At 71.9% G+C, this 13353-nt stretch carries 9 protein-coding genes and 1 tRNA gene; 4 read left to right on the forward strand and 6 right to left on the reverse strand.

Annotated features, from left to right (window positions below):
• Nucleotides 1–15 precede the first annotated feature (15 nt).
• The gene (locus IF55_RS00190) at nt 16–2025 is read left to right on the forward strand and encodes a primary-amine oxidase (RefSeq protein WP_030891055.1); all 2010 of its coding nucleotides are present in this window, start codon (nt 16–18) and stop codon (nt 2023–2025) included.
• Nucleotides 2026–2078: 53 nt separating this feature from the next.
• Here IF55_RS00190 and IF55_RS00195 read toward each other — a convergent pair whose 3' ends face one another.
• Both IF55_RS00195 and IF55_RS00205 read right to left on the reverse strand, forming a co-directional pair.
• Complete coding sequence (locus tag IF55_RS00195) at nt 2079–3308, reverse strand: alpha/beta fold hydrolase (protein ID WP_342668248.1); 1230 nt, start codon at nt 3306–3308, stop codon at nt 2079–2081.
• Nucleotides 3309–3461: 153 nt separating this feature from the next.
• Nucleotides 3462–3866, reverse strand: a complete 405-nt coding sequence (locus IF55_RS00205; RefSeq protein WP_030891048.1) for a hypothetical protein — start codon at nt 3864–3866, stop codon at nt 3462–3464.
• 336 nt (nt 3867–4202) lie between these two features.
• On the opposite strand from IF55_RS00205, the gene IF55_RS00210 reads away from it, so the two are divergent.
• A complete protein-coding gene (locus IF55_RS00210; RefSeq protein WP_030891047.1) occupies nt 4203–5819 on the forward strand; it encodes an ABC-F family ATP-binding cassette domain-containing protein in 1617 nt (538 codons plus the stop codon).
• A gap of 66 nt (nt 5820–5885) precedes the next feature.
• On the opposite strand, the gene IF55_RS00215 is transcribed toward IF55_RS00210, so the two are convergent.
• The 4 genes from IF55_RS00215 to IF55_RS00230 form a co-directional block, all read right to left on the reverse strand.
• Complete coding sequence (locus IF55_RS00215; RefSeq protein ID WP_030891046.1) at nt 5886–7199, reverse strand: GDSL-type esterase/lipase family protein; 1314 nt, start codon at nt 7197–7199, stop codon at nt 5886–5888.
• Nucleotides 7196–8734 carry an alpha-L-fucosidase gene (locus IF55_RS00220; protein ID WP_342668258.1) on the reverse strand — a complete coding sequence of 513 codons (1539 nt, stop codon included), beginning with the start codon at nt 8732–8734 and terminating at the stop codon, nt 7196–7198. Before IF55_RS00220 ends, IF55_RS00215 begins: the two co-directional genes overlap by 4 nt.
• Before the next feature lie 389 nt (nt 8735–9123).
• Complete coding sequence (locus IF55_RS00225) at nt 9124–10764, reverse strand: hypothetical protein (protein WP_245661004.1); 1641 nt, start codon at nt 10762–10764, stop codon at nt 9124–9126.
• A gap of 369 nt (nt 10765–11133) precedes the next feature.
• Nucleotides 11134–11221, reverse strand: a tRNA-Leu gene (locus IF55_RS00230).
• Between the two features lie 272 nt (nt 11222–11493).
• Between IF55_RS00230 and IF55_RS00235 the strand changes: the two genes are divergently transcribed.
• Complete coding sequence (locus tag IF55_RS00235; RefSeq protein ID WP_030879107.1) at nt 11494–12819, forward strand: M20/M25/M40 family metallo-hydrolase; 1326 nt, start codon at nt 11494–11496, stop codon at nt 12817–12819.
• 226 nt (nt 12820–13045) lie between these two features.
• Complete coding sequence (locus IF55_RS00240; protein ID WP_030879109.1) at nt 13046–13279, forward strand: chaplin; 234 nt, start codon at nt 13046–13048, stop codon at nt 13277–13279.
• The last annotated feature ends 74 nt before the right edge of the window (nt 13280–13353 follow it).

Raw genomic sequence — 13353 nt, forward strand, 5'->3', positions numbered from 1 at the left:
CGAAGGAGAGCTTCCATGACGTTGCGCCACCCGGACCCGGCGGCGGCCGGCCCGCACGCATCCGACCTCCACGCGTCCGGCCCGCGTCCGCCGGACCCGCATCCGCTGGACCCGCTCACGGCCGAGGAGATCACGGCGGCCCGGCGGGTGCTGGGCGAGGCCGGGAAGGTCGGGACGGCCACGCGGTTCCCGCTCGTGCTGCTGGACGAGCCCGACCGGCGGACGGCCGCGGCGCACCGCGCGGGGGACCCGGTCACGCGGCGGCTGCGGGTCACGCTGCTGGACGCCGCGACGGGCGTGACGGCCGAGGCGGTCGTGGACGTCACCGCCGGAGCGCTCCTCTCCTACCGGGAGCTCGACGCGGCGTCGGAGGGCCAGGCGGCCATCACCTTCGAGGAGTACGGAATCGTCGACGAGGTCGTCAAGGCCGACCCCGGCTGGCGCAAGGCGATGGCCGAGCGCGGCGTCACCGCGCCGGAGGCGCTGGCACTGGCGGTCTGCGCGCCGCTGTCCGCCGGGGCCCTCGCGGCGGAGACCGACGGGCGGCCCGGCCGCCGCCTGCTGCGGTCGCTGACCTGGCTGCGCTGCACGCCGGACGACAGCGCCTGGGCGCACCCGGTGGGCGGCCTGGCCGTCGACGTCGATGTCGTCGAACGCCGCGTCGTGAGGATCACCGACACCGGACCGGTGCCCGTGCCGGCCGAGTGCGGGCGGTACGAGGCCGAGTTCACCGGGCCCGCCCGCACCGATCTGCGCCCGCTGGAGATCACCCAGCCCGAGGGCCCGTCGTTCACCCTCGACGGCCACCGCCTCTCCTGGCAGAACTGGTCCTTCCGCGTCGACTTCAACGCCCGCGAGGGTCTGGTCCTGCACCGGATCGCCTACCGCGACGGCGACCGCGAGCGGTCCGTGCTGCACCGCGCCTCGCTCGCCGAGATGGCCGTCGCCTACGGGGAGGCGGAGGAGAGCCGCAACTGGGTGGCGTTCCTCGACGCGGGGGAGTACTCGCTGGGACGGAGCACCAACGCGCTGCGGCTCGGCTGCGACTGCCTCGGCGAGATCCGCTACCTCGACGCCGTGCTCGCCGACGACCTCGGCGCCCCGCGGACCCTGCCGAACGCCGTGTGCGTGCACGAAGAGGACGCCGGGCTGCTCTGGAAGCACACCGACAGCTTCCACGGCGACGCCGTCGAGAGCCGCCGCGCCCGCCGCCTCGTGGTCTCCTTCATCGCGACCGTCGGCAACTACGACTACGGCTTCTACTGGTACTTCCACCAGGACGGCTCCATCGGCTTCGAGGCCAAGTCCACCGGCATCGTGCAGACCGCGGCCGTCCCGCCGGGCGCGGGCTCGCCGCACGGCACCGAGGTCGCGCCGGGCCTGCTGGCCCCGTACCACCAGCACCTGTTCTGCGTACGGCTCGACGCCGCCGTCGACGGGCCCGCCAACACCGTCGAGGAGGTCGATGTCGTGCCCCTCCCGGCGGGCCCCGGCAACCCGGCGGGCAACGCCTTCACCGCCCGTACGACCCCGATCACCGCGGCCGGGGACGGCGGGCGGCTCGCGGACCCCGCGCTCGGCAGGCGCTGGCAGATCACCAACCCGGCCGCGCGCAACCGCATGGGCCGCCCCGTCGCGTACACCCTCGTGCCGCAGCCCGGACCGGTGCTCCTCGCGCGGCCGGGGTCGGCCGTCGCGCGGCGCATGGCGTACGGGACGAAGCACCTGTGGGTGACCCGGCACCGTACGGACCGCCGCTATCCGGCGGGCGACCACCCCAACCAGCACCCCGGCGGCGCGGGGCTGCCGTCCTGGGCCGTCGGCGACGAGTCGCTGGAGAACACCGAACTGACCCTCTGGCACACCTTCGGACCCACCCATCTGCCGCGGCCCGAGGAGTGGCCCGTCATGCCCGTGGACCACAGCGGGTTCACCCTGCGGCCCACCGGCTTCTTCGACCGCAACCCCGCCCTCGACCTGCCGAGGGAGAGCGGGGGCGGCCACTGCCACGGTCAGGGCTCGTAGGGCTCGCCGCAGCCAGGACGGCTGCACCCAGGGGCGGCTGCACCCAGGGCCGGCTACACCCAGGGGTGCGCCAGCAGGAACGCGTCGAGCGACTGCTCGAAGGACGCCCGCCCCTCCAGGTGCACCAGATGACCGGCGCCCGGCACCACCACCGCCCGCGCGCCGGGCACCGCCGAGACGATCTCCGCGAGGTTGCCCGCGACATCGCCGCTGTCCAACTCGCCGACCAGGGCCACCGTCGGCACCTGGATCTCGTGCAGCCGCTCCATGGCCCCCGCCTCGACCGCCCGGCCCATGGTCGGCGTGGTGACGTTGAGCGTCACGGTCGCCGCGGCCGTGGCGCCTATCCGCTCGCGCAACACCGGGTCCACGGCCGCCGGTTCGCGGTACGGGCCGTCCACCCACATCCGCAGGTAGTGCTCGACGAAGCGCTCCGCGCCGTCCGGCGCGCCGAAGCACGTCGCCTGTTCCTGGAGCTGCTTCTGGATGTACGGGTCGGTGATCTCGCTGCCGCTGAGCCCCGGCGCGAGCAGCACCAGCGCTGCCACGACGCCGGGGTGCGCGATCGCCGTGTCCACGGCGATCCGGGCGCCGGACGAGTGCCCCACCAGGGTGGCCCGTACGACGCGCAAGTGGTCCAGGAGCGCGTACAGGTCGTCGTGGTCGGACCAGTCCCCGTCGCTCACCGAGGAACGGCCGTGCCCGCGGGCGTCGTAGCGGATGACGCGCCGCCCCGCCCGCGCGAGCCGGGTGAACTGCTCGTCCCACATGCTCATGTCGAGCATCCCGCCGTGCAGCAGCACCAGCGCCGGGCCGCTGCCCGCGGCCTCGTAGTACAGCTCGCCGTTCTCGACCGGCACCCGCCCGCACTCCACGACCATGAACCGGCACGCGACGACCGGTGTGCCGTCCGACACGGTGAAGTGCGGGTCGCCGAGCGCCTGCCGCATCTGCGGGCCGTGCCAGAAGCTCTCGTGGTCCGCCCGCCACGCCGCGACGGTCTCGTGGCCCTCACCCTCCGCGCGCGCGAACGCCTCGTCGATCTCACCCAGAGGTACGACGCGTACCTCCGTCACCTCTATCACCGCGACCGGCAGTCCGGCCGAGTCGATCACCGCGGACCGCTCGCCGACCTCGGGCAGCGGATCGCCGGCGAGCTCGTACTCCCGCAGCAGGCCGGTGGTCGCCGTCTTCGCGCCGGAGAGCACGGCCGCGACCAACTGGTCGCGCAGGGGCCCCGGAAACGCCAGCTCGAAGGGGGGCAGCTCGTCAAACATCGTCATGGAGGAACCCTACGCAGAGTCAACCATGGCCAGAGCCACACGGTCGGTCAAAGCACGCGCGGGGGCGCACCCGTGTCCGTACGGCCGGCAGCGCCCCGCGTTCGTACGGGCAACGCTCGGCGTCGGCTCCGTGCCGGCTCCTCGCCGGTGCCCTCAGTCCTCCAGCGCCTTCCCGACCCGCCGCGAGACCGTGAACCCGTACAGATCGAGCACCCCCGGCGGCTCCGCCACCCCCGGCCCCCCGGCCCGTACCCATGCCGCGATGTCCGCGAGCGCCCCGTCGTCGTTGACCAGCCCCAGCCAGACCGGCCGGCCGCCCGCCGCCCGGCCCGCGGGCGAGGGCTGCACCACCATGACGTTGGCCTGTTCGCACACGTCCAGGCAGTCCGAGGCCCGGACCGGCGCCGCGCCGTCGAGCGCCGCGCGCAGCCGGGCTATCTGCCCCGCGTGATCGACGCCGGGCACCTTGCGGGCGTCGCCGCAGCAGCAGCCGCGGCACACCGTGATCCGGCACGATCCCGCGGCGGGCGCCGAGCGGCGCGCGTTCTTCGAGGTCATCCGGCAGATGATACGCACCGGCGGGGCTGATGATCAGGGTGCGTACGACGTCGTCCGGTGCGCGTACGCGGTGCGCGTACGCGGCGCGCGGTGCGCGGGAAAACCCTTTGCGGGGCGCCCGCCCACCCGCTTACCGTCAGTGCCGGACGTTGTCGCCGTTGATGGGAGTAGGCCGTTGCTCTACTGAGGTCTTGAGACACCGCGACCGGTCGCGCCTCTTCTCGGCGCGCGGACGTGTGCGTGCGACCTCGGCACAGAGCCGCCTCCACCCACCCTCGTGGTGTCTCCACGTGTTGTGCCCTTCCCCTTTCTTTTGTGAGCACCACGGAGACCCTTATGTCCCATACACACCCTTCGGCGGCCTCCATCGCCTGCACCGGCGTCGACTTCGCCTGGCCCGACGGCACGCCCGTACTCGAAGACTTCCAGCTCACCGTCGGCCCCGGCCGCACCGGACTCATCGGCCTCAACGGGGCGGGAAAGTCAACCCTGTTGAAGCTGATCGCCGGGGAGCTGACCCCGACCTCCGGCACCGTGCGCGTCGCCGGCCGGATCGGCTACCTGCCGCAGAACCTCACCCTCGACACCGCGCTCCGCGTCGACGAGGCCCTCGGCATCGCCGGGACCCGCGCCGCGCTGCACGCCATCGAGAGCGGCGACGCGAGCGAGGAGCACTTCACGGCCGTCGGCGACGACTGGGACGTCGAGGAACGCGCCCGCGCCGCCCTCGACCGGCTGGGCCTGGACGGCATCGGCCTCGACCGCACCACCGGAGCGCTCTCCGGCGGCGAGACCGTGCTGCTGCGGCTCGCCGCCCTGCTGCTCGGCCGCCCCGACGTACTGCTCCTCGACGAGCCCACCAACAACCTCGACCGGCGCGCCCGGCGGCATCTGTACGACGCCGTCACCGCCTGGTCCGGCGTCCTGGTGGTGGTCAGCCACGACCGCGAACTCCTCCAACTGGTCGACCGGATCGCCGACCTGCGCGGCGGCGAGGTCCACTGGTACGGCGGCAACCTCTCCGCGTACGAACAGGCGCTCGCCGCCGAGCAGGAGGCGGCCGAACGCATGGTGCGGGTCGCCGAGGCGGACGTGAAGCGGCAGCGCCGGGAGCTGACCGAAGCCCACGTCAAGCTGGCCCGCCGGGTCCGCTACGGCAAGAAGATGAACGAGAACAAGCGCGAACCGAAGATCATCATGAACGAGCGCAAGCGCGAGGCCCAGGTCTCCGCCGGCAAGCACCGCATCATGCACACTGAGAAGCTCAAGGAGGCGAGAGACCGCCTCGACGAGGCCGTCGAAGCCGTCCGCGACGACGACGAGATCCGCGTCGAACTGCCGTACACCGCCGTGCCGCCCGGCCGCGGCGTCCTGACCCTCGACTCCCTGGAGGTACGCGGCGGGGCCCGCGCCCACCTGGAGATCCGCGGCCCGGAACGCATCGCGCTCCTCGGCCGCAACGGCGCCGGCAAGACCACGCTGATGCGCACCATCACCGGGGAACTCACGCCGGTGGCGGGCGAGGTGCGCCGGCACGTACCGCTGCGCTACCTGCCGCAGCGGCTCGACGTCCTCGACGACGCGCTGACCGTCGCCGAGAACGTGGCCCGCTTCGCGCCCGCCGCCACCAACAACCGCGTCCGCGCCCGCCTCGCGCACTTCCTCTTCAAGGGCGCCCGCGCGGACCAGCCGGCCGGCACCCTCTCCGGCGGCGAGCGCTTCCGCGCGACGCTGGCCGCCCTGATGCTCGCCGAACCCGCCCCGCAGCTCCTGCTGCTCGACGAGCCGACCAACAACCTGGACATGGCGAGCGTCCGGCAGCTCGTCAGCGCGCTGGAGTCGTACGAGGGCGCGCTGATCGTCGCCAGCCACGACCGACCGTTCCTCAAGGAGATCGGCATCACGCGGGAGGTGGTGCTCGACCCGGACGCGGGGGAGGAGGACGCCGCCTGACGGTGCGGCTGCCGGGTGGTACGGGGCCGGGGTGCGCGCCCCCGGCCCGTACACCGGTCGTGGCCGTCAGCCGCGGCCGAGGGCCGACAGCTCCACGGTGCGCGCCATCACCCGCAGCCCCGCGTCATTGGGGTGCACGGTGTCGCCCCCGTCGTACGCCGGGAGCATGCGGTGCGGGTCGGCGGGGTCCCGAAGCGCGGCGTCGAAGTCGACGACGGTGTCGAACGCGCCGCCGTTGCGGATCCAGCGGTTGACGTCCTCGCGCATCCGCTCCCCGCGCGCGGTCAGCTTCCCGTTGGGCGTGATCGTCCCGCCGTGGACCCGCGCCCCCGCGGCGTGCGCGCGCCGTGCGAGCCGGTCCAGCCCGGCGATGAGCTGAGCCGCGGTGAGCGGCGTGCCGGGGTGCACCCCGGCGTCGCTGCCGAGGTCGTTGGTGCCTTCGAGGACGATGATGTCGCTGACGCGCGTCTGGGCGAGCGCGTCGCGGCCGAACCGGGACTCGGCGCTGTTTCCGAGGTTGCGATTGCCCTGACCCTGCGTTCCCGCGTCGGTGAGCACCCGATTGCCGCCGATCCCCTTGTTGACGACCGACAGCCGCTGCCCGCCGGGGCGGGCGGCGAGCCGGCGGCCCAACTCGTCGGTCCAGCGCCGGTTGGAGTCGTTCGCCGTGACCCCGCCCTCGGTGATCGAGTCGCCGAACGCCACCACCGTGCCCTTGGCGCGGGGCGCGAGGACGTCCACGCCGTCCAGGAAGAACCAGGACGTCGTCTGCTCCCCGAACGCCGAACCGGAGACGTCTCCGGTGTGGTCCCCGGCCCCGGCCCCGGAGAGGTAATTGGTCTGCTTGGCCCAGGGGTGCCAGGTCGTCGGCCCCGTGGCGGTCGGCAGATGGACGCTGACGACCAGGTCCGTATCGGCCCTCGTGGCCAGGGGGACCGGGTCGCTGACGGCCTCGGCCCCGGCCGGGACCGTCGTGGCGCGCTGCCCGCCGAAACGGACCACGCGACCGCTGCCCGGCTCGACGGCCGCGCCCTTCGCCCGCCGGGCGACGGTCACCGCGCCGAGGTCGAGCGGCGACGTTCCGTACGCGTTGGACAGCCGGAGCCGCACCGCGCTGCCGCCCGCGGACAGCCGCTCCACCATCCGGAGCGTACGGTCGGCGAACCCGGTCGCCGAGTAGCCGGAGCTGCCCGGGGGCGTCATGGCCGTGCCCCAGCCGCCGACCCAATGCGGGGAACGGGCGTCGGCGGACTCCGCCTTCGGCTTCTCGGCGGCGGTGGCGGGGAGCCCGTGCGCGAGGGCGGCGGCGAGCACAAGCGCGACGAGGGCGGCCAACGCTCTTACGGGGGCGTGGCGTTCACGCCTGGCAGGGGCGTTCATGAGCGACCACCGTTCGCGACGGAGAGCACCATGGGATAGACCTCGTCCTGTGCGGCGGACGGTGCGAGCGGCCCGTGCCGTTCGGCGGCAGGCATGACGATCTCGATGCCGTCAGCCGTGCGCGACCAGCGGAGACGGCGCGCGGGATGGCCGAGCAGGCGAACGCGGTCGCCGTCGCGGATCGGCAGGTCGGCGGGGGCGGTCAGCCGAGGTCCCGGCCGGTTCAGCGTGATGATGTTGAAGCGGCCGTCGTCGCCGACCGTGTAGCGCAGCGGCCCGTCCTCCGCGCGCCGCCAGGGCCGGGACCCGTAGACGGCCGATCCGTTGACGTCGAGCCACTCGCCGATCGCCAGCAGCCGCTCGCGCTGCCAGTCCGGAATGGTGCCGTCGGCGCGGGGGCCGATGTTGAGCAGCAGATTGCCGTTCTTGGAGACGATGTCGACGAGCAACTGGACCAGCTTCTCCTTGGACTTGATCCGGTACGTCGGGTCCATGTACCCCCACGACCGGCTCATGGTCAGACACGCCTCCCAGGGCGCGGCCCGCAGCGCGTACGACGGCTTGTCGCCCTCGACGGCCGGATAGTCGGCGTGCGAGGCGATGAACCGGTCATTGACCAGCACCTCCTTCGGCCGGCCCCGCTCCTCGGCGTGGTTGTAGTACTCCGCGAGAATCTCGTCGCTGCGCCAGTCCCACCGCTCCGGCCGGAAGATATGCCCCGCGCCGCCCGCGAAGTCATGGCTGCCGTGCCCGTCGCCCCACAGAATGTCGGGGTCGTAGCGGTGGATGAGCGTCCGCAGATGGACGTGCTCGTACTCCTCGACGTAATCGGTCACCGGCTTGTACCCGGTGTACGGAATGGGCTCGCGCGTGTACGGATTGATCGGCGCCGTGCCGAGCGCCGGGTTGTAGAACTCCCCGAGCGAGTAGTAGAGCCCGCGCTTCAACCCCGTGCCCCGAGCCGCCCGGAACAACTCGCCGACCAGATCGCGCCGGGGACCGATGAGCGCGGAGTTGCGATGGGACGCGGAATTGGGAAAGAGCTGGAACCCGTCGTGGTGCTTGGACGTGAGCACGAAATACCGCGCCCCCGCCCGCTCGAAAAGCCGCACCCAGGACTCGGCGTCGAACCGCTCGGCGCGAAAGCGGGAGAGGAACGCGTCGTAGGGATAGTCCTGCCCGTAAGTGGCCCGGTGATGCTCGTAAACGCCCCCTTTGGCATAGGCGTTCATGGCATAGAGATACCACTCGGAACTCCAAGCGTCGTCCCCCCAATGCGGAACGGCGTAAGCCCCCCAGTGAATGAAGATCCCGAACTTCCCCTGCCGGAACCACCGCGCGACCGGATGCCGGGCCAACGACTCGGGCGTCGGCTCATACCGCGGCCAACGCCGCGGCCGCTCCGCGCCCAGAGCGGCCGACCCCACCCCGCCCAACCCGGCCGCCACCCCAGCCCCGACGGCCGAAGCCAGCAGAGCCCTCCGAGGAATCCCATACCGATGCAAAGCCATACCTCCATCCAAGAACCGAGGCATCTCCCCGGCCCCGCCCACCCGGCCACCCCACCGGCCTTCCGCGTGCCCCACCCGCCCTTTTCACCCCGTCCGCCGTTCGAGGCCCGGCGCCTCCCGCCGGCCCCGCCCTCCCACCGGGCTCGGACCGGCGCCCCCTTGGCCACCCCACCCGCCGCTCGAGGCCCGCCGCCTCCCCCCGACCCGGCCCACGCACCCGCCCCTTCCAGCCCGTCCGGCGTTTGAGGACCGGGGCCCGGGGCAGCGCCCCGCCCCACCCCGCCCCGGGTACGTGATCCCCACCCAGCCCATCCGGCGATTGAGGACGGGGGTCCGGTGTGCGGGGTCCGGGGCAGCGCCCCGGTTACGGGAAGGGGCGGGGTGGGGAAAGAAAAACCCCGGAAAAACCACCGTCACCGGGCGAGCAACCGCCGATACCCCTCCACAGACGGCCCCATCCCATGCTCAGGATCGGCCCCATAAACCCCGTCCGCCCCCTTCTTGCCAAACCCCAACGGCTGATAAAGCGACGCGCAATCCGCCTGCCGGCGAGCCAGCCACCGCCACTCCTCCCAAGCCGCGTCATAAGCCCGCAAGTGCTGCGCCATCACCCGCCCACGCTCCCCGGCGAACCCCCGCAGCATCACCTGCCACCCATGGTGGATAACGGAGTACAGACACAGCCCATAACGCGCGGAAACCCGCACATAGGCCCGGTCGTCACGGTCCCGCACCGGCAACCCGTCGGAAAGGGCGACGATCTCCCGCCACATCCGGGCCGCCTGACCCTTCTCGGCGAGCGCGTCCTCCACCAGCCCGCCCCGGACCAGCGCCTTGAAATGCCCGGCGAGATCCTTGTCGGACCCCCCGAGATACTGATCGCGCGTCCACGTCAGATTCGGCACCGGCGTACGGGCGCTGTAGTGGCCGCGCAAGGTCCCGGCGGCCGACAGCAGGGCCAGCCGCCGAAAGCGGCGGACCGCGTCGCCGCGCAGCCCGATCCGCCGCGCGTACGCGGCGAAGGCCCCGGCCTCTCCCCGCCCGGTGTCGCGCGCCCAGTGGGCGAGGACCCACATGTTGAGGTCGCACCACAGCTCGTTCGCGATGTACGGACCGCGCCAGCCGCCGCCGCGCGACCAGGTCCACACCCCCGCGAGCAGCGGATTCGCGGCGAGGTCGGCGAGCCCGCGGGGCCCGGCCCCGGTGCCGTACTCCTCGAAGCCGTTGATGACGCCGTCGCCCACGTAGTCGGGGCAGGCCCCCTTGGCCTCGTACTCGCGCGCGCACTCCACCTCGACGATCTGCCGGTGCCGCCCGACGCCCAGGGTCCGGTTGAAGGGGATGGTCCGCCAGAAGTCGCTCGCGGTGTGCTTGATGGAGAACAGCAGCCGCTCGTGGGGCTCGATCCGGTCGGTGACGGCGCGGTAATAGGTCGGATCTTCCCGGAACTTGTCGCTGCCGGTCGCCCAGGTCCGGTAGAAGAGCCGCTTTCCGGCCCGTACGCACACCTCCTCGCGCAGCAGATTGATCAGCAGCTCGTGGCTGGCCTGCCCTTCGGTGATGGGGTTGTTGCCGGTGTGGAAGGGAACGTTCTGGAGGTAGGTCTCGCCGGTGCGGACCACGAGCCCGTCGATGCCGGGAAAGCGGGCGAAGACCTCACGCAGCATCAGCCGGTGGATCTCCACGGTCTTGGGCCGATGCAGACTGATGCGCCCCTTGTCGTCCAGCACGTCCTCGCCGTACAGCTCCACCAGGCGCTTGGGCAGCACGATGATGTCGGTGAAGAAGTACGAGCCGACGCCGGCGGCGTGCGCCCGCCCGATGTGCTCCCGCACGCGCCGGGCGTTGTCCTCCACCCAGGCCCGCCCCGCCGACCCGGCCGGAAAGATCCGCTCGTCGACGGTCTCGAAGGTGATGGCGGTGTGCGGCGGTCTGAACTCGTTGATGACCTGGCCGTTGTAGTCGTACGAGGCCAGCGTGGCCGGGTCGTTGTACCGCGAAACGGTCATCGGCTCACCGGGGTTGGCGTGCACCATGTCGAACAGAAACGGCAACCGCCGCCCTCCGGCAGCCCCGGCGGGAGACCCGCCCGCGGCCCACCACACCCCCGCCCCCGCCGCGGCCCCCAGCACAGCACGTCGAGTAGCAGCTCCGGTCATCCGCCCAGCCTCCAGTCACGTATGTGCCACTGGTTCCCCTACCTGAACCCCCTCTGCATAGTGCAGCCGACTCCCCGGTACCGGAAGCCTTCTGACACCACAAACATCGGATCAAAGCCGCGAGGAGGCCCGGAACAGGAGGTTCACATAGGTGACCGTCCAGGTATCAGGTATGCCGTGCGGGGCCCGCTCCGGAGCCGCCGGCCTCGGCCTGCCCTCCCGGCCCGAAAAACAGAAAAACCCCAGATCGACTGGGGTTCCTGCTGGTGTCCGAGGGGGGACTTGAACCCCCACGCCCGATAAAGGGCACTAGCACCTCAAGCTAGCGCGTCTGCCATTCCGCCACCCGGACAAGGTGTCTGTCGGCTGGCCCGTGGCCGTTCCGACATGGAAAACAATAGCAAACATCGGGGGGTGCTCGATCACCTGCCCGGAGCGGGCCGGGGGCCGGGCGGGGGCGGGACGCGGCGGGCGGCGGGCCTGTGGCCTGCGTGTGTCGGGAGTATTGCGGCCTTGGGCTGCGGTGGCGTGGGGTGGAGGATGGCGGTGGACCAGCGCGTACGGACGCCCGTACCGGGCGATCCGCGGCCGAGCGGTCCGAGGAACGAACGACGAGGAGGCAGCGTGAGCGAGGCGAACCCGGCGCGTACGGGATCGGGCGAGGACGAGGTCGTCGACCTCTGCCGGGATCTGATCCGGATCGACACCAGCAATTACGGGGACCACTCCGGGCCGGGCGAGCGGGCCGCGGCGGAGTACGTGGCCGAGAAGCTCGCCGAGGTCGGGCTCGAACCGCAGATCTTCGAGTCCCACCGGGGCCGGGCGTCCACCGTCGCGCGGATCGAGGGCGAGGACCGGTCCCGGCCGGGGCTGCTCATCCACGGCCACACCGACGTCGTGCCCGCCAACGCCGCCGACTGGACGCACGACCCCTTCTCCGGCGAGATCGCCGACGGGTGCGTCTGGGGCCGCGGCGCGGTCGACATGAAGGACATGGACGCCATGACCCTCGCGGTCGTACGGGACCGGCTGCGCTCCGGCCGCAAGCCCCCGCGCGACGTCGTGCTGGCCTTCGTCGCCGACGAGGAGGCCGGCGGTACGTACGGCGCGCGGTATCTCGTGGACAACCACCCGGAGCTCTTCGAGGGGGTGAACGAGGCGATCAGCGAGGTCGGCGGGTTCTCGTTCACCGTCAACGAGCAGTTGCGGCTGTATCTGATCGAGACGGCGCAGAAGGGCATGCACTGGATGAAGCTGACCGTGGACGGCTCCGCCGGCCACGGTTCGATGATCCACAAGGACAACGCCATCACCGAACTGTCCGAGGCCGTCGGGCGGCTCGGGCGGCACAAGTTCCCGGTGCGGGTGACCAAGACGCTGCGGGCCTTTCTCGACGAGCTCGGGGACGCGCTCGGCACCGAGCTGGACCCGGAGAACATGGACGACACGCTGGCCAAGCTCGGCGGCATCGCCAAGCTGATCGGCGCGTCGATGAAGAACACCGCCAACCCGACCCAGCTCGGCGCCGGCTACAAGGTCAACGTGATCCCGGGGCAGGCCACCGCGCACGTCGACGGGCGCTTCCTGCCGGGGTACGAGGAGGAGTTCCTCGCGGACCTCGACCGTATCCTCGGGCCCCGGGTGCGGCGGGAGGACGTCCACGCGGACAAGGCGCTGGAGACCACCTTCGACGGGGCGCTGGTCGACGCGATGCAGTCGGCGCTACGGGCCGAGGACCCCATCGCGCGCGCCGTCCCGTACATGCTCTCGGCCGGTACGGACGCCAAGTCCTTCGACGACCTGGGCATCCGCGGCTTCGGGTTCGCGCCGCTGAAGCTGCCGCCGGAGCTGGACTTCGCCGGGATGTTCCACGGCGTGGACGAGCGGGTGCCGGTCGACGGCCTGAAGTTCGGCGTACGGGTCCTGGACCGCTTCCTCGATCAGTGCTGAGCCGATCAGTGCTGAGCCGGGCGGTTCGGTGGTGAAGTCGCGCGAGCGGCGGAGTGGACGCGGTCGGCGAAGGAGCGGAGTGGGCGCGAGAATTCGGTAGTCGACCGAGCGTGCGACCTTCACCGAAAAGAGTGAATGCCGCTGGAGGTTCGTAGCTCGATTCCCCCCTCCTCGTTACAGGTTGTGCGGTCCGAGGCTTGGATCGCATTGCCAACAAGGAGGAATAATGATCAAGAAGATCGTCGCCGCCGCGGCCGTCACTGGTGGTCTGGTGTTCGCCGGTGCGGGTCTGGCGGTTGCCGACGCCGGTGCTCAGGGAGCTGCCGTGGGCAGCCCCGGCGTCGTGTCGGGCAACGTCGTCCAGGTGCCGATCCACATTCCGGTGAACTTGTGCGGCAACACCATCAACCTGGTCGGGCTGCTGAACCCCGCCTACGGCAACACCTGCGTCAACCGCTGACGTTGTCCACAACCCGTGAGGGTGTGATCCCGGTAGGCCCCGGAGCGCGTGTCCTGCGCTCCGGGGCCGCTGGG

Source organism: Streptomyces varsoviensis, assembly GCF_000718635.1.
Taxonomy (GTDB): domain Bacteria; phylum Actinomycetota; class Actinomycetes; order Streptomycetales; family Streptomycetaceae; genus Streptomyces; species Streptomyces varsoviensis.